The sequence below is a fragment of the Prevotella rectalis genome (assembly GCF_900607215.1).
In the GTDB taxonomy this organism is placed as follows: domain Bacteria; phylum Bacteroidota; class Bacteroidia; order Bacteroidales; family Bacteroidaceae; genus Prevotella; species Prevotella brunnea.
Window position 1 is genome coordinate 689,730 of sequence record NZ_LR027822.1, and the last position, 17,902, is coordinate 707,631.

11 protein-coding genes are annotated in these 17,902 nt (G+C 45.0%); all 11 read left to right on the forward strand.

Annotated elements, in window-relative coordinates; genetic code table 11:
• Positions 1-645: 645 nt before the first annotated feature.
• Positions 646-963, forward strand: a complete 318-nt coding sequence (locus E0E16_RS11195) for a heavy metal-binding domain-containing protein (RefSeq protein ID WP_130830362.1) — start codon at positions 646-648, stop codon at positions 961-963.
• 382 nt (positions 964-1,345) lie between these two features.
• Positions 1,346-4,213 carry a leucine--tRNA ligase gene (gene leuS / locus E0E16_RS11200; RefSeq protein WP_130830363.1) on the forward strand — a complete coding sequence of 956 codons (2,868 nt, stop codon included), beginning with the start codon at positions 1,346-1,348 and terminating at the stop codon, positions 4,211-4,213.
• 75 nt (positions 4,214-4,288) lie between these two features.
• On the forward strand, positions 4,289-5,269 hold the full coding sequence (locus E0E16_RS11205) for a YitT family protein (protein ID WP_130830364.1): 981 nt from the start codon (positions 4,289-4,291) through the stop codon (positions 5,267-5,269).
• A gap of 79 nt (positions 5,270-5,348) precedes the next feature.
• The gene (locus tag E0E16_RS11210; RefSeq protein WP_130830365.1) at positions 5,349-5,924 is read left to right on the forward strand and encodes a non-canonical purine NTP diphosphatase; all 576 of its coding nucleotides are present in this window, start codon (positions 5,349-5,351) and stop codon (positions 5,922-5,924) included.
• A 10-nt stretch (positions 5,925-5,934) separates the two neighbouring features.
• Positions 5,935-6,825, forward strand: coding sequence for a glycosyltransferase family 2 protein (locus tag E0E16_RS11215; RefSeq protein ID WP_130830366.1), 891 nt, complete (start codon positions 5,935-5,937; stop codon positions 6,823-6,825).
• Positions 6,822-8,852 (forward strand): type IX secretion system anionic LPS delivery protein PorZ, encoded by a 2,031-nt coding sequence (gene porZ, locus E0E16_RS11220; RefSeq protein ID WP_130830367.1) that lies wholly within the window; start codon positions 6,822-6,824, stop codon positions 8,850-8,852. The genes E0E16_RS11215 and porZ overlap by 4 nt, the downstream gene beginning before the upstream one ends.
• Before the next feature lie 105 nt (positions 8,853-8,957).
• The gene (locus E0E16_RS11225) at positions 8,958-9,974 is read left to right on the forward strand and encodes an acyltransferase family protein (RefSeq protein WP_255418179.1); all 1,017 of its coding nucleotides are present in this window, start codon (positions 8,958-8,960) and stop codon (positions 9,972-9,974) included.
• A 425-nt stretch (positions 9,975-10,399) separates the two neighbouring features.
• Positions 10,400-11,731: a tRNA (N6-isopentenyl adenosine(37)-C2)-methylthiotransferase MiaB gene (gene miaB, locus E0E16_RS11230; protein WP_130830368.1), complete on the forward strand. Its 1,332-nt coding sequence runs from the start codon at positions 10,400-10,402 to the stop codon at positions 11,729-11,731.
• Positions 11,732-11,939: 208 nt separating this feature from the next.
• Positions 11,940-13,799: an ABC transporter ATP-binding protein gene (locus E0E16_RS11235; RefSeq protein ID WP_130830369.1), complete on the forward strand. Its 1,860-nt coding sequence runs from the start codon at positions 11,940-11,942 to the stop codon at positions 13,797-13,799.
• Positions 13,800-13,904: 105 nt separating this feature from the next.
• A complete protein-coding gene (locus tag E0E16_RS11240) occupies positions 13,905-15,845 on the forward strand; it encodes an LTA synthase family protein (RefSeq protein ID WP_439650610.1) in 1,941 nt (646 codons plus the stop codon).
• 172 nt (positions 15,846-16,017) lie between these two features.
• A complete protein-coding gene (tnaA, locus tag E0E16_RS11245; RefSeq protein ID WP_130830371.1) occupies positions 16,018-17,394 on the forward strand; it encodes a tryptophanase TnaA in 1,377 nt (458 codons plus the stop codon).
• The last annotated feature ends 508 nt before the right edge of the window (positions 17,395-17,902 follow it).

Sequence of the window (17,902 nt, forward strand, 5' to 3'; positions counted from 1 at the left end):
CGCTTGAGAAGAACCGCTAGAATAATAATCAATTAACACTTGCAGCTTGAACGAATACGAAAATTCGCGCGGGGTTTTACGTTTTGTCATAATTTCTTACTTTTTTTATAGTCAGAATTGTGACAAGCTAAATCCGTATAAGACACTTTGTATAGATGGAATGAAATTTTTTAGGACACTATTTAATGTTTTGCAAACCCGATAACTTACTTATCGCCGCTCTTTTTATATTTTTTTTCTGAAGGTGTTGAGATACAGATGACACATTGACGGTATCTTGAAAATAGAGATTGATTTTCTTCTTGATACATCCCTCCTGATCATCAACTAATCAAGTGGATAATCCCATCTCAATACAATCCCATTGAACATCATTTCGTTGGCATTGAAATATTATAGTTTATAATATAGACTGTAATATGATATAAAACAGATTATATTATATTTATTTCGAAATAATCATTCAACAAAAATATTTTTATATAATCTCTTCCAAGGCATGATAAACTTCATAAAAATCGAATAATTTGAATAAGAAAAAAAGTGATTTTAACTAAAATATTACGTTAGTTTTTTCGTTAGATAAAAAGACTTCGGAGAATTAGATTTTTCCGATGAATCAATAACAATTAAATATTTTCTATCATGATTATTACCACCACTCCATCCATAGAAGGACGTACCATCTTGGAATACAAAGGATTAGTAACAGGAGAAACCATTATAGGTGCCAACTTTATAAAAGATTTCCTCGCAGGCATTCGAGATATTATCGGTGGCAGAAGTGCTTCTTACGAGAAAGTGCTGCGACAAGCCAAAGACACTTCCATAAGAGAAATGATGGATAGAGCTCAATCCATGGGTGCCAACGCGATAGTGGGCATAGACATTGATTACGAAACCATCGGACAAGGCAATTCCATGCTCATGGTAAGTTGTTCAGGTACTGCTGTGGTTATCTGATTTTTTTTTCATTTTTTTGTCGCAGTTGCTTTCGTTCTTGTGGCAATGCAACTTGCTCAGAGTTTCATTGGATACATAAAAGATTGTCCAATCCTGACTCCTTATTTCAATTGTTATCCATCAGTGGCTTGCATCCTTGTTGGTGTGGGCAAATCATCGTTGAGATTTGACGTGCACCAAAGGAAGAATTAAAAATATTTCAAATAACCCTTGCAATCGATTTTTAATTTTGTAATTTTGCACTTTGGATAGAAGTGCGTTACGGATTATGTTGGCATCCGCTGCAAAATCATCTGAATATCCTTTATTAAATCTATGTAAACAGAGAAGAAGCAAGGCAGATTTGTTTTTCTTAGACAAAAATAAAACAACGTTATAAAGAATGGAATATAACTTCACGGAAATAGAAAAGAAATGGCAGGAAAGATGGGTTGAGCAAAAAACCTATAAGGTAGCAGAGAATAAAGACAAGGAGAAGTACTATGTGCTCAATATGTTTCCTTATCCTTCCGGTGCCGGTTTGCACGTGGGTCATCCCCTTGGTTATATCGCCAGCGACATCTATGCACGCTACAAGCGACTGAAAGGATTTAACGTGTTGAACCCGATGGGCTACGATGCTTACGGATTGCCGGCGGAGCAATATGCCATTCAGACGGGACAACATCCTGCCATCACAACGGAAAAGAACATATCACGTTACCGTGAACAATTGAACAAGATAGGTTTCTGCTTCGATTGGGACAGGGAGGTGCGCACCTGCGATCCGAAGTATTATCGTTGGACACAATGGGCTTTCCAAAAAATGTTTAATTCGTGTTACGACAATTGTAAACAGAAGGCTGTCCCCATCGCTGAACTCATCAGGCATTTTGAAGAGGAAGGTACGCTGAATCTCAATGTGGCACAAGGCGAAGAAAAAATGTTCTCGGCTCGCGACTGGTTGAGCATGAACGAGAAAGAGCAGCAGCAGATTTTGATGAACTATCGTATCGCTTATTTGGGAGAGACGATGGTGAACTGGTGTCCCGGCTTGGGAACAGTGTTGGCTAACGATGAAGTTGTCAATGGTGTGAGCGAGCGTGGTGGTTTCCCGGTTGTTCAGAAAAAAATGAAACAATGGTGTTTGCGCGTGTCGGCATATGCGCAACGTTTGCTCGATGGTCTTGATAAAGTACAATGGTCCGACTCGATGAAGGAAACACAACGCAACTGGATAGGACGTTCAGAAGGTACAGAAGTGGAATTTAAGAGCCTCACTCCACTACCTATAAAAAATGGAACGGAGAGTGAGATGGAGGAAGGTCATTTCACCATCTTTACCACTCGGGCAGATACCATGTTCGGTGTAACGTTTATGGTGTTGGCTCCGGAGAGTGAACTTGTGGGGAAACTGACGGCAACCGACCGAAAAAAAGAGGTGGAAGAATATTTGGCTTATGTGAAGAAACGCACCGAACTCGACCGAATGAGCGACAGAAAGGTTACGGGGGTGTTCACCGGTTCTTACGGTATCAATCCGTTCACGGGCGAAAAGTTGCCGATTTGGATTTCCGAATACGTGCTTTCGGGTTATGGAACGGGTGCCATCATGGCTGTTCCGGCTCACGACAGTCGCGACTATGCTTTTGCGAAGCATTTCAATCTTCCCATCATTCCATTGATAGAAGGTGCCGATGTGTCGGAAGAGAGCTTCGATGCAAAGGAGGGAACGGTGATAAACAGTCCTGTAAAGGAGACCGAAGGATGCTTCTCACTCAATGGATTGAGTGTGAAAGAGGCAATTGCTGCAACAAAAAAATACGTTACCGACAAAGGAATTGGTCGCGTAAAAGTGAACTACCGCTTGCGCGATGCCATCTTCTCTCGTCAGCGTTACTGGGGCGAACCTTTCCCGGTTTATTATAAAGAAGGAATGCCCTACATGATACCGGAGGAATGTCTGCCATTGGAATTGCCCGAAATTGACCAATTCAAACCCACCGAAACCGGTGAGCCACCATTGGGACGTGCCAAGGTATGGGCATGGGACGAAACAAACAAACAACTCACGGATAAGAACTTGATTGATAACAAAAGCGTTTTCCCACTTGAATTGAACACCATGCCGGGTTTCGCCGGCAGTTCAGCTTATTATCTGCGCTATATGGATCCACACAATGAGGAAGCTCTCGTTGGGAAAGATGCCGATGAATATTGGCAGAATGTCGATCTCTATGTAGGCGGAACGGAACATGCCACCGGACATTTGATTTACAGTAGGTTCTGGAATAAGTTTCTGTATGATTATGGATACAGCTGCAAGGAAGAGCCATTTGAAAAACTTGTGAATCAAGGAATGATCCAAGGTCGCTCGAATTTCGTTTATCGTATCAACAACGACGATCATTCCAAAGCCCCCGTGTTTGTAAGTCGCGGACTGAAAAATCAATATGAAACCACTCCTATACATGTAGATGTGAACCTTGTGCATGGCGATGTGTTGGATATCGAGGCATTTAAGGCTTGGCGTCCGGAATACAAACATGCGGAATTCATCCTCAAAACCGATAAATACGTTTGCGGATGGGCTGTGGAAAAGATGTCGAAATCGATGTTCAATGTTGTCAATCCCGATGTTATCATTGAGCAATATGGAGCTGACACACTGCGTCTGTACGAAATGTTCTTAGGTCCTGTCGAAGCCAGCAAACCTTGGGATACCAATGGTATAGATGGTTGTCATCGTTTCTTGAAGAAATTTTGGAAACTTTATCAACAAGAACTTTCCAATGATGAAGCCTCAAAAGAATCTTTGAAAAGCGTTCATAAACTGATAAAGAAAGTGAGTGGCGATATAGAACTATTCTCTTATAATACTGCCATTTCAGCATTCATGATTTGCGTGAACGAACTTGGACAACAGAAGTGCGACAATCGTGCTTTGCTTCGTAGCTTGCTCATCCTCATCGCTCCGTTCGCACCTCACATCGCCGAAGAGTTATGGGAAAAGATAGGTGAGAAGGGCAGTGTTTGCGATGCGAAATGGCCTGTATGCAACGAGGCTTATTTAGCCGAAAGCGAAGTGCAGCTCACTGTTTCTTTCAATGGTAAAGCTCGTTTTCAGATGACTTTCCCGGCCGATACCGATAAAGAAGCGATTGAAAAAGCTGCCGTGAATGATGAGAGAAGTCAAAAATACATTGCGGGTAAAACCATAGTCAAAGTGATCGTGGTACCAAAGAAGATAGTAAACATTGTTTGTAAATAAAGCTAATAAAAAAAAGTTTCCGAGTTTCCTGTACAAACAAGAAACCGGAAACCATAAAAACTCAATAAAAGAACTATGACAATAGATCAGAAAATGATTAGGAGTGAGGCGAAAGATTATATCCTCATTACAGTTGGATTGATATTATACGCTTCTGCATTCACGGTGTTTCTCATGCCCTATGAGATTGTTACGGGTGGATTGACCGGTTTTTCAGCCATTATCTTTTATGCCACCGGTTTCAAGATTGAGAACACTTACATGATTGTCAATATCATCTTGTTGGCAGCTGCGTTGAAGATTCTCGGTTGGAAGTTCATGATGAAGACTATCTATGCCATTTTCGCCCTGTACTTCCTGTTGAAAGTGGCTCAAGACCTTATGCCTGTCGATGCTAAAGGAAATTTCATTAAGGTTTTGGGCGAAGGGCAGGAGTTTATGTCGCTCATTGTAGGCTGTTGCATTACCGGCGTAGGTATGGCAACAGTGTTCCTTAACAACGGCAGTATGGGCGGAACGGATATTATTGCGGCTTGTGTGAATAAGTATAAGGACATTTCGTTGGGTCAGGTACTCATGGCGGTGGATATTTGTATCATCGGCACTTGTATGCTCTTTCCGCAATTTGGTACTTACGTGGAACGATTTCATAAAGTGGTGTTCGGACTTTGCACCATGTTCATAGAGTGTTTCATGCTCGACCACGTCATGAACCTTCGTCGCCAGTCAGTTCAATTCCTCATTTTCTCAAAGAAATACGAAGAGATAGCCGATGCCATCATGAAAGAACGCGACCGTGGCATCACCATCCTAAACGGACAAGGTTGGTACACGGGCAAGGACATTAAAGTAATTTGCCTGATGGCGAAACGCAACGAGAGCCAATCCATCTTCCGTATCGTTAAGTTTATCGATCCTTCCGCGTTCATTAGTCAGACATCAGTCATCGGTGTTTATGGTGAAGGCTTCGACAGATTGAAAGTGAACACGAAGAAAGCCCGGAAATCATTGGCGCACATCATGCAAGACGATGCCTATGCCGAACAACAGGAATAATCAACAGGATGTTACAGAAGTGGAATCATGATGGCTCATTCCTTCCACGATACCTGATGTTAAGTTAAAATATCAAACAATGAAAATAGTTTTTGCCACCAACAACAATCATAAACTCAAGGAGATAAAAGAAATTTTGGGCAATGAGTTCCGGATAGTTTCGCTTGCGGACATTGGTTGTCATGCGGACATTCCCGAAACGGCTGATACGTTGGAAGGGAACGCGAGCATTAAGTCGCGTTTCATCCATGACAAATATCATTTAAACTGTTTTGCCGACGATACCGGATTGGAAGTTGAGGCATTGGGTGGAGAACCCGGTGTGCATTCTGCGCGCTATGCTGAAGGAACTGACCATGACAGTGAAGCCAACATGAGAAAATTGTTGGATAAATTGGATGGAAATCCTAATCGAAAGGCTTGTTTCCGCACGGTGATTTCCCTGTTCATTAATGACGAGGAACATCTTTTCGAGGGGAGAGTGGAAGGAAGAATTGCCACAGAAAAGCAGGGATGTGAGGGATTCGGTTACGACCCGATATTCATTCCCGACGGTTACGATAAGAGTTTTGCGGAGTTGGGAGAGACAATCAAAAACAAGATATCACATCGTTCGCGCGCCGTGAAGCAGTTGGCGGAATACTTAAAGAAATAGATTTCTCATCATGCAAAAGTCTGTTTCCATACTTTTACCCACTTATAACTGCCACTGTGAGAGATTGGTTACGGAGTTGCAACGACAATGTGTGGAAGAACAGGCCGACTTTGAGATTATAGTGGCTGACGATGGTTCCACCATCGCGAGCTATACAGAACACAATTTGCGGATAGAAAGACTGAAAGGAGTTTGCTACATCATAAGAGAGCGGAACATCGGACGATCTTCCATCCGCAATTTTTTGGTTTCACAAGCCACAAAAGATTGGCTGCTCTTCATTGATGGAGACCTTTCGCTCGACAATCCGCATTTCATTCGCAATTATCTTGATGCCGATGGAGATGTCATAGTGGGCGGATTGAAAATCGGAGGTGATGAAAAGAAATGGGGGGACAATCTCCGCTATCGCTATGAGTGTGCAACCGAGAAGCTGCAAGATGCGGAGAGCAGGGCAAAACACCCTTATCAGCACACCAGTACAAACTTCATGGTGAGAAAAAAACTGATGGGAGAGAATCCATATAACACCGACATTAAAGGATATGGATATGAAGATGTGTTGTTGGGAAAGGATTTTCAGAAGAAACAGTTGAAAGTAAATCATATCAACAATCCTGTCTTATTCGATTTCTTTGAGCCGAACGATGTGTTTATCACCAAGACGGAAGAGTCGCTCCGCACACTTTACAATTTTAAAAACGAGCTGAAAGGTTATTCCAGATTACTCGCCACAATAGATAAGCTCAAGAAAATGCACATTTGTGGTATCGTTTCATCTCTTTATGGTATCCTTCACAGAATCATAAAACAACAACTTTTAAGCAATAATCCAAGCATTTTTTTGTTTAACTTCTATAAACTCATGTACTTTGTACATTACGAATCGAGTAAATCATGACGAAACGGCTTCTTTTTTTTACCATTGTTTATCTGCTTTCATTCTTTTCCCATCGTGTTCAAGCCGGTGGGGTAGCCACATGGAAGAACTACATGGCATATAGCAATATTACTTGGGTGGAGAAAGGTGGAAAAACGCTTTACGTATTGGCTTCCGACAATCTCTATGCTTACAACGAGAGCGACAACAGCATACACACTTTCGACAAGACGATGGGGCTGAACGATGCTCAAATCGCCTTTATAGGATGGAACAATGCTGCCAAACGGCTCGTTATAATCTATGCCAATGGCAACATCGACTTATTGGACGAGAAAGAAAACATTACGAATATATCAGATTATTACAACAAGTCGATGACCGAGAACAAAGCCATCAACGACCTCTATATGAACGGTAATTTCTGTTACATCTCCACCGGTTTCGGGATTCTCAAACTCAATGTCACCAATGCCGAAGTGAGCGACACATATAACCTTGGCTTCAATGTCAACTACACCTATGTTGAGGGAGACAACATCTATGCTGCCGGCAGCCAAAGCGGGCTCTACAAAGGCTCACAGGCCAGCAATCTGCTCGACAAGAAGAACTGGACGAGGGTGGGGGATTACGTCCCGCAGACCAAAGCTGCAGATCCAGACCTGATGGCAAAGGCAAGAACACTCAATCCCGGAGGTCCGAAATACAATCGCTTCTTCTTCATGCAGTTCAAGAACAACCGTCTCTATACGACAGGTGGGATTTTCGAGTCGGGAATGGTGGAATTGGCGCATCCGGGAACCATTCAAGTGCTCAACGAGAATGAAGAGTGGAGCATCTTCCAAGACAACATTTCCGGTATAACGGGATACAGCTATCAGGATATCAACTGCCTTGCCATCGATCCAAAGAATCCGGAACATGTCTTCGCGGGTGGCAAAACCGGTTTGTATGAGTTCCTAAATGGGAAATTAAAAGCTTTCTTCAATAAGGACAATAGCCCTTTACGACCGGCGATGGACAAGGACAAAGAACTGGACAATAACTATTTGCTTGTTTTGGGATTATGTTTCGACGACAAGGGCAGTTTGTGGATATTGAACAGTCAATCCAAATCGCAAACACTCTTTGAGCTTCTTCCCGATGGAACCATGGTTCCTCACCCTCATGAAGCCCTTATGAGGAAAGGAGTGGGGCTGAGCATCTTGAGCAATGTTCTGCTTGACAGCAGGAATCTGCTTTGGTTCGTGAATAAACATTTTGATGCCCCGGCTTTGTTTTGTTATCAGCCTTCATCCGATGGCTTGAATGCCTATACACGTTTCGTAAATCAGGACGGAAGCACTGTAGGTCTGACCGCAGTGAAATGTGTGGCAGAAGATTTGAATCACGACATTTGGATTGGCACCAATGCCGGACCTTTATTGCTCCGAGCAGCGGAAATGGCACATCCTGATGAGGCGGTTTTCGAGCAAATAAAAGTGCCACGCGATGATGGTACCAATCTTGCCGATTATCTGTTGGCAGGTGTTGATATTACTTGCATGGAGATAGATGGAGGAGGTCGCAAATGGTTCGGGACAAGCAACAATGGCGTTTATCTCATTAGTGCCGACGGAAAGCAGCAAATTTATCATTTCCTGCCATCGAACAGTCCGTTGCTCTCCGCCACCATCGAGAGCATTGCCATCAACGACAAGACCGGTGAGGTGTTCTTCGGTACGGACAAGGGATTGTGCTCCTACATGAGCGATGCAACCGAACCGGTGGAGAAAATGAGTAAGGACGTAACTTATGCCTATCCCAACCCGGTGAAACCCGGTTATACCGGTCCGATTACCATAGTCGGACTTACCAACAACGCGGACATCAAGATTGTTACTTCCAATGGCGCACTTGTGGCAAAGGGAACCAGCAATGGTGGCAGCTTTGTATGGGATGGAAACGATGAGAAAGGACGGCGAGTGGCGTCGGGAGTTTACATGGTGCAGACGGCCGATCAAAACGGCGACAACGGAACAGTATGCAAAATAGCCATTATAAGATGAAACACCCTTTACCTTCCATTCGGTAACTCATGTTTTCCTACCTTTTATATTGCATATTGTTGCTCTCTCTGTTTGGCGTATCGGCTTTCCGCTTGTTAAGAAAGCGTGAATACAAGGCTGCTTTTCTCTTATTCAAAGAACCATCTCGTCATGCGTGAACGAAAGACTTGGATCGACCTGCTGCGCGGTTTCTCTATGTTGGCAATCCTGTTGGACCATACGGAAATCTACTATACGGGCGGCAATATCATCGACTACAACCTCTATGTGGCGAATGTGCTCGTGGTTTTTTTCTTTCTATCAGGCTATTTGTTTCACAAGGACAGTGGTTTCTCTCTTCGTTCCAAACTCATTTCCATAGGGCGTGGCATCCTGATGCCTTACTTCATTTTCACTTGTACCTTGGCAGTTCCCAAAGCACTTGCGCACGGTAGCGACATTGCCAATACGTTCCTTGCCGTGCTCACAGGTGAGGCATCATGGTTCATAGCAGCCTTGGCGGTTGCCGAAACCGCGTTTGCCTTGCTGTTGTGGATTAGTCGTGGGAAATGGTGTATATTGTTGCCAATGGTCACCCTGTCGTTTGCCGGTTGCGTTTGGTTATCCACGTGCCATTTTCCGCTTTATTGGAAATTAGACAATGCCTGCATGGCACTCCCCATCCTCTATCTCGGCTATGTTTACCACCGACACGAGCAAGCTTTCAATGCCCTCCACTCCCCATTCTCTACATCCTTTCTTCTCTTATGTGTAGTGGTCATGAAGATATATGAGTATGAAAACAACATCAATTTACTCATTAAGCCCATAGCCGTGACCAATTGGTATGTGTTTGTCATCGATATGACGTTCGCAACGCTTTTTCTCGTCCATCTTGCCAAATATTTCAACAGCATTGGTTGGATGGAATGGATAGGATGTCGCAGCATTGTCTTTTATTTCCTTTCCGGAGGAATACCCCTGCTCGTGTCAGTCGGGCTTCAGAAAGCGAATATGAGTTACTCCGGAGAATATTACCAGGTCATGACAGCCTATCTTTTGGTATGTCTTTTCACCGCCTTTCTGACGTGGCTTATCTATCGTTTCGTGCCTTTCATCACCGGCAGGAAAATGCAACAATAATTCAACAATCCGCGTAACATTGATAAACTCTCTCTTATAAGACGATTTACCATCTTCTAAAACATTTGAATATCATTGAGTACAGAAGAGCATCTCGGTCCCATTATTTTATCCGTTTTATCCCAATAGTTTTCTAAAATTTTCATTCCATTTATAAAAAGCTTAGCTTTCACTTTCCAAAAGCTTAGCTTTTGCAATGCAAAAGGTCATGTATTGAAGTGCAAAAGCTAAGCTTTTGAAATGTGAGTTGTAAGTGTCTGATTATCAATAGATTTTTTCTGTGCTAATTTTCCCCCCTTATTGCTGACTTTTTGCTCTGTTCTGTTCATCGTGCCGACAATGTTTTTCACGCAACGTGAAAAGATTTGCGAGTGTGCCGACAAATTCTTACCTTTGCATCTTAACTTTGGGAATATTTTAGCTTCATGAAGAAACTCTTTATAGAGACCTACGGCTGTCAAATGAATGTGGCAGACTCGGAAGTGGTTGCTTCCATCATGGGAATGGCAGGATATGAGATTTGCGAGAAGGAAGAAGAGGCTGACGCCATCTTCCTGAATACATGTTCCATCCGCGAGAATGCCGAGAATAAGATTTACAATCGGCTCGAGACGCTCCATGCCGAACAGAAAAAAGGTAGGAGCCTCATCCTCGGTGTCTTGGGTTGCATGGCAGAACGTGTGCGCAAGGACTTGATAGAAAATCATTATGCCAACCTTGTTTGCGGTCCGGATGCTTATTTGAACTTGCCGGAGATGATTGCACGTTGCGAGAACGGTCATAAAGCCATGGATGTAGATTTATCCACCACGGAGACTTATCGCGACATTGTTCCGCAACGCATCGGTGGAAATCGTGTATCGGGCTTTGTTAGTATCATGCGCGGTTGCAACAACTTCTGCCATTATTGCATCGTTCCTTTCACACGCGGACGCGAACGCTCGCGCGACGTGGAGAGTATCCTGCGCGAGGTGCGCGATTTGCACGACCGCGGTTTCAAGGAGGTTACGTTGCTTGGACAGAATGTTAATTCATACGGGTTGCTGCCCAACGGAAAGCGTCCCGATGAGGGTACCTCCTTCGCCGAGTTGCTGCGCGAAGTGGCGCGAAATGTTCCGGATATGCGTGTGCGCTTCTCCACTTCCAATCCCGAGGACATGACGGAGGATATTCTGCATGCCGTGGCAGAGGAGCCGAACATCTGCCGACACATTCATTTCCCGGTGCAAAGTGGCAGTAGCAAGGTGCTCAAACTGATGAATCGCAAATACACTCGAGAGGAATATCTGGAGAAAGTGGCTGCCATAAGGCGCATTATCCCCGATTGCGGACTGACCACCGACATCTTCGTGGGCTACCACGACGAAACGCCCGACGACATGGAGCAGACGCTCTCCCTGGTGCGCGAGTGTCGATTCGACTCCGCTTTCATGTTCAAGTATTCCGAACGCCCCGGCACATACGCCGCGAAGCATCTGCCCGACAATGTTTCGGAAGAGGAAAAGGTGAACCGCCTGAACCGCCTCATCAAGCTCCAGACAGAAATATCGGCTCAACGCAACAAAGAGGATGAGGGGAAAGAATTTGAAGTGCTCATCGAACGCTTCAGCAAGCGCAGTCGCGAACAGCTCATGGGACGCACGGAGCAGAACAAGGCAGTGATTGTGCCACGCGGAAACCTGCACATTGGCGATACCGTCAAGGTGAGAATTACAAGCTCCAGCTCGGCAACGCTGATGGGCGAGATAGGGGATTAGTCGTCCGGCATCTATCCTTGGCATTGCAAATGCCCGGTTGTTGAGAGAAATGGCTTTTCCATGAAAGGTGAAAACGGCAGGTGACAAGGGATCGTTTTTCGCAGGAAAACTTCCGTAAGCTCTCATCATGGATAAAAAATCATAATTCAAGACAACGAAATAAATAAAAATTTGTTAGTTTCTTCCGAAACTTATATCTTTGTATTTCATGAAGGATTTTATCCAAGTATTGCGCAGATTTATCCCGCCTTATAAGAATTATCTTATGGGAGCGGTGTTTTTCAACATCCTATCTGCCATATTAAATATCTTCTCGTTTGCAGCCATCATTCCTTTGTTGCAAATTCTCTTCAAGGTAGATTCCGGTACGGGTGCCACACACATCATGTCGTGGAGCGAAGGCTCACTGAAAGACGTGCTTTCCAATAACGCCGATTATTACACGCAGATATTCGTAACAAGCTGGGGTCCGGCTACGACACTCCTTATCGTAGGATTGGCGATGGGATTTCTCACCCTTCTGAAAACAGGTTCTTATTTTCTTGCGTCAGCATCTATCATCCCCATTCGCACGGGAGTGGTTCGCGATTTGCGAAACCATCTCTATCGCAAGATAACCTCCTTGTCGTTGAGTTTCTTCAGCGAGGAACGAAAAGGCGATATCATTGCGCGGATGAGCGGAGACGTGCAGGAAGTGGACAATTCTGTCATGGCATCGCTTGATATGCTCTTCAAGAATCCCATCTTGATCGTAATCTATTTCGTTACGCTTATCGTCATTTCGTGGCAATTAACCATCTTCACCCTTCTCTTCGTTCCTGTTTTCGCTTGGTTTATGGGATTTGTGGGCAGACGACTCAAACAAAGCAGCATCACGGCACAAGCCCTTTGGAGCGATACCATGAGCCAAGTGGAAGAGACACTGGGCGGATTGCGCATCATCAAGGCATTCTGCGCCGAGGGAAAGATGAACGAACGTTTCGATCGCATCAATTCCATGTATCGCGATGACATCATGCGAGTGAACATTCGCCAACAGTTGGCACACCCGATGAGCGAGTTCTTGGGTACCATTATGATAATCATCGTGTTGTGGTTTGGCGGCACCCTCGTCTTGGGCGAGTACCCTGTTATCAGCGGTCCCACTTTTATTTACTATCTAGTCATACTCTATAGCATCTTAAATCCGCTCAAAGAGGTGTCGAAAGCAGGCTATAACATTGCAAAAGGTATGGCATCCATGGAGCGAATCGATAAGATTCTGAAAGCAGAGATTGAGATAAAAGAGATAAAGCAACCGAAGCATATCGCCGGATTTGAGCACGAGATAGAATTCCGACACGTTAGTTTCGCCTATGACGGAGTGAAGGATAACGAGGGAAAGATAGACCGTCATTGGATTCTGAAAGACATTAACCTCGTCATTCCCAAAGGTAAAACCATCGCTTTGGTAGGGCAGAGCGGAAGCGGAAAGTCCACTTTGCTCGACCTCATCCCCAGATACTATGACGTGCAAGAGGGCGAAGTGCTCATCGATGGCATAAACGTGAAAGACCTCAGACTGCACGATTTGCGCAAGCTGATAGGGAATGTCAATCAGGAAGCCATCCTTTTCAACGACACATTCAAAAATAACATAACGTTTGGAGCCAACGCTGACGATGCGGACATCTGCGAAGCAGCAAGGATAGCTAACGCTCACGAGTTCATTTCCCAAAGTGAAAAAGGCTATGAAACTTGTATCGGCGACCGTGGAGGGCGTTTGTCGGGAGGGCAACGACAACGAGTGAGCATTGCGCGTGCCATCTTGAAAAACCCTCCTATACTCATTCTCGATGAGGCTACTTCGGCTCTCGACACCGAAAGCGAACGACTTGTTCAGGACGCGCTATACAAACTCATGAAGACGCGCACCACCATCGCTGTCGCCCATCGGCTTTCCACCATCAAAAACTCTGATGAAATCTGCGTAATGCACGAAGGCAGAATCGTAGAACGTGGCACACACGAGGAGCTGATGAGATTGAATGGATATTATAAGAAGTTGCACGATATGCAGGAAATCTAATTCCGGACTTCTTGCTTTTTTTATTCGGACACCATATCCTTGTATCAAATGAGAACAACGAGCAATAAAAACATAGTTTTTCTTTCCTTAAAGCCGGCAGTGGCAATGATTATGAATTTGCTGTTGGCGTATATTGTGTTTTTTATGGCGCGCGTAGCTTATTTCTTGGAAAACTACGGCATCTTCAGCGTGGGCTTCTCTTGGAGCGATTTGCCGACATTGCTGCGTGGTGGCTTGTTGTTCGACACCTCCGCCATCGTTTACTCCAACGCTTTCTACATCCTCCTCATGCTCTTACCCCTATGGATGAAAGAAGCTCTCGGATACCATAAGTTCTGTCGCGCCGTCTTTGTTGTGTTGAACTCATTTTGTTTTGCTCTTAATCTCATCGATTCCGTTTACTTTCCCTTTACCCTCCGGCGCACCACCACCAGCGTTTTTCGAGAGTTCGGCAACGAGAATAACCTCGCTTCCATCATCGGAACCGAACTTGTGGGACATTGGTATCTTCTGCTTCTCTTCATCGTGGTTACGTGGCTGCTTTTCAAATGCTACCGAATGCCCGAGAGCAGCCTTTTCCATTTCTCATCACCTCGCCGGAGGTGGCAATTCTCAGGCATCAATTTCCTCTGTCTCCTAATTGCCGCCGTGTTGTGTGTGGGCGGTGCCCGAGGTGGATTGCAGAGTGGTGTGCGTCCCATCACCATCAATAACGCCAACGAATACGTTTCGCGCCCCATTGATTGCGCGCTTGTTCTCAACACCCCTTTTTCGCTGATACGCACCATCGGAAAGAGCGTTTTTGTCGTTCCCGATTACTTTTCCTCTCCGGAAGCATCGGCACAACTCTTCAATCCCATTAAAAAACCACTGCCCAATGCCGTTGCGAAAAAGAAAAACGTGGTCATTTTGATTGTCGAGAGTTTCGGACGCGAATACATCGGAGCCTACAACAAGCAGCTAGAAGGTGGCAAATACAAGGGATATACGCCAAACGTAGATAAGCTCATTGCGCAAAGTTGTGTATTTGAGCATTCCTACGCCAACGGACATAAGAGCATCGACGGTATGCCTTCCGTGCTCTGTGGCATCCCGATGTTCATCGAACCCTTCGTGCTCACGCCGGCATCCATGAATGCTTATATGGGCATTCCGGGCTATTTGTCTAAGTGGGGCTATCAAACGGCTTTCTTCCATGGTGCCAATCGCGGTTCAATGGGTTTTTTAGCTTTTGCCAACAAAATAGGTTTTCAAGCTTATTACGGACGACAGGACTACAGTGCCGACCCACGATTTGGCGGAGATGCCGAGTTCGATGGCAATTGGGGCATCTGGGATGAGCCTTTTCTGCAATACTTCTGCGCGAAGATGGGAGAGATGAAACAACCGTTTATGACCGCTCTCTTCACCGTTTCGAGCCATCATCCGTTCGTTGTGCCGAAACAATACGAAAAGACGTTCCCGAAAGGGACATTGCCCATTCATAAATGTATTCGCTATACCGATATGGCGATTGGCAGATTCTTCGACTCGGCACGCAAACAACCATGGTTTAAGAACACGATATTCATCCTGACAAGCGATCACACCAACCAAAGCAACCATCCTGAGTACAAAACCGAAATCGGAGAGTTTGCAGCACCTTTCATCATCTACGACCCATCGGGGGAAATACGTCCGGGAATGCGTCCCGGCATCGCGCAACAAATCGACATCATGCCCACCTTGTTTGGTATCTTGGGCTACAACAAACCTTATCTTTCCTTCGGTTGCGACTTGTTTCATACGACCTCCAAAGACACCTACGCGCTGAACTATATCAACGGCGTTTACCAATATACCAAGAACGATTGTACCCTGCAATTCGATGGTGAGAAGGTGAAAGGTATGTACAGACTCTCCGACCGACTCATGCGGCACAATCTCGTGGGAAAAGTACCCTGGCAAGCACGAATGGAGCAAGAGCTGAAAGCAGTCATCCATCAGTATATGTACAGAATGGTGAACGACCGATTGCTGCCTCCTTCCGAAACCGGAGAGCGATAGTATCATTCCCTTTCTTAACGATGGTGGGGCAAGGGGCGAAGTAAACACTTTTTTACTAAAATAAAGCGCGAATTATTTTTTTTATCCGTATCTTTGTGTCAGTGTGAAAAAGCATTTGGACAATTGCTTTCAGACTAAAATATTTATTATTAACACTAAACACCTAAGATTTATGGAATTACCTTTTGCAGAATCGTGGAAAATTAAGATGGTGGAGCCCATGCACAAAAGCACGCGCGAAGAGCGCGAACAGTGGCTCAAGGAAGCACACTACAACGTGTTTCAGTTGAAATCCGAACAAGTTTATATCGACCTCCTCACCGACTCCGGTACGGGTGCCATGTCCGACAGACAATGGTCGGCACTGATGTTGGGCGATGAGAGCTACGCCGGCGCCACGTCGTTCTATAAGTTTGAAAGCGTGGTAAAGCGCATCTTCGGCATGAAGTATGTCATTCCCACTCATCAGGGACGCGCCGCAGAAAATGTGCTTTTCTCCTATTTGGTGAAAGAGGGTAACATCATACCCGGCAATGCTCATTTCGATACGACAAAAGGACATATTGAGAGCCGCAAAGCAACGGCAATCGACGTAACCGTAGATGAAGCAAAAGACACTCAGCTCGAAGTGCCGTTCAAGGGCAATGTGTGTCTGAAGAAATTGGAAAAGGTGCTAACCGAGAACAAGGGCAACGTGCCCTTCATGGTGCTGACGATAACTAACAACACGGTAGGAGGTCAGCCCGTGAGCATGAGGAACATCAAGGACACCGTTGCGCTCTGCCACAAATATGGTGTGCCGGTGGTAATGGATTCCGCGCGCTTTGCCGAAAATGCCTACTTCATTAAAACTCGTGAGGAAGGTTATGCCGACAAGAGCATCAAGGAAATCTCGCTTGAGATGTATAAGGATGTGGACGGCATGACCATGTCGGCAAAGAAGGATGGGCTCGTGAACATGGGTGGCTTCATAGCCACAAACAACAAAGAATGGTTTGAGGGAGCGAAACTCTTCTGCATTCCATTTGAAGGCTACATCACTTACGGCGGAATGAATGGTCGCGACCTGAATGCTTTGGCAGTGGGACTGGAAGAAAACACCGAGTTCGACATGCTTCACACGCGTATTCATCAGGTGGCATATCTTGCCGGAAAACTCGATGAATACGGCATACCTTATCAGCGACCGGCAGGCGGGCATGCCATCTTCGTGGATGCTGACACGGTGTTGGATTGCATACCAAAGGAGGAGTTCCCGGCTCAGACACTTACTTGCGAGTTATATCTGGAGGCAGGAATACGAGCTTGCGAAATAGGATACATGCTTGCCGACCGTGACCCCGTAACGCGCGAAAACCGCTTTGGAGGACTCGACCTTGTGCGTCTTTGTATTCCGCGTCGTGTTTATACTGATAATCACATGAATGTGATTGCGGCGGCACTCAAGAACGTTTACGACCGGCGCAAGGAGATCAAACGCGGAGTGGCAATAGAATGGGAGGCGCCATTGATGCGTCACTTCACCGTGAAGCTCAAGCGATTGGGTTAAGACATTGCGACTTTGAAAGAAAAAAAATGCGGAACAGCCGGAAAATAAGGTTGTTCCGCATTATAGAACGAGGCATGAGCCATCGAATGAGGCATGCCGAGGCGTGAGTGGTGGCGCGTTATAGTTTATTAATTTGGTAGAAGGGTATGGAAGACTTGACGTGCTTTCCCTCTAATCCTATATGGCGTATATCTTCAATTCGCATTCAGGTGGTGTATGGCAGACGCTTGATGGCGAACATTCTACCTGCCCGGCACCATGAAATTATATTACAAAAACTGTGTTGGGGACACATTTTGTAATCTGTTGATAATCAGGATAATAATAATTGAGATTTAAAAGCTTAGCTTTTGCACCCCAATTCATGACCTTTTGCACGCTAAGATAATTCTTAAACTACAACTGATTGAAAATAAATAAGTTACCTTGTTGATAAGACTAAACTGGTAACGATTTAGAAACGAGCGAACTACTTGGCTTCGCTGTTTTCTGCCTAACAAAGAACGCT

What these genes read in the sequence shown, in the direction of transcription:
- E0E16_RS11195 (WP_130830362.1), top strand. Translation starts at nt 646, where the DNA reads ATGATTATTACCACCACTCCATCCATAGAAGGACGTACCATCTTGGAA.
- leuS (WP_130830363.1), top strand. Translation starts at nt 1,346, where the DNA reads ATGGAATATAACTTCACGGAAATAGAAAAGAAATGGCAGGAAAGATGG.
- E0E16_RS11205 (WP_130830364.1), top strand. Translation starts at nt 4,289, where the DNA reads ATGACAATAGATCAGAAAATGATTAGGAGTGAGGCGAAAGATTATATC.
- E0E16_RS11210 (WP_130830365.1), top strand. Translation starts at nt 5,349, where the DNA reads ATGAAAATAGTTTTTGCCACCAACAACAATCATAAACTCAAGGAGATA.
- E0E16_RS11215 (WP_130830366.1), top strand. Translation starts at nt 5,935, where the DNA reads ATGCAAAAGTCTGTTTCCATACTTTTACCCACTTATAACTGCCACTGT.
- porZ (WP_130830367.1), top strand. Translation starts at nt 6,822, where the DNA reads ATGACGAAACGGCTTCTTTTTTTTACCATTGTTTATCTGCTTTCATTC.
- miaB (WP_130830368.1), top strand. Translation starts at nt 10,400, where the DNA reads ATGAAGAAACTCTTTATAGAGACCTACGGCTGTCAAATGAATGTGGCA.
- E0E16_RS11235 (WP_130830369.1), top strand. Translation starts at nt 11,940, where the DNA reads ATGAAGGATTTTATCCAAGTATTGCGCAGATTTATCCCGCCTTATAAG.
- E0E16_RS11240 (WP_439650610.1), top strand. Translation starts at nt 13,905, where the DNA reads ATGATTATGAATTTGCTGTTGGCGTATATTGTGTTTTTTATGGCGCGC.
- tnaA (WP_130830371.1), top strand. Translation starts at nt 16,018, where the DNA reads ATGGAATTACCTTTTGCAGAATCGTGGAAAATTAAGATGGTGGAGCCC.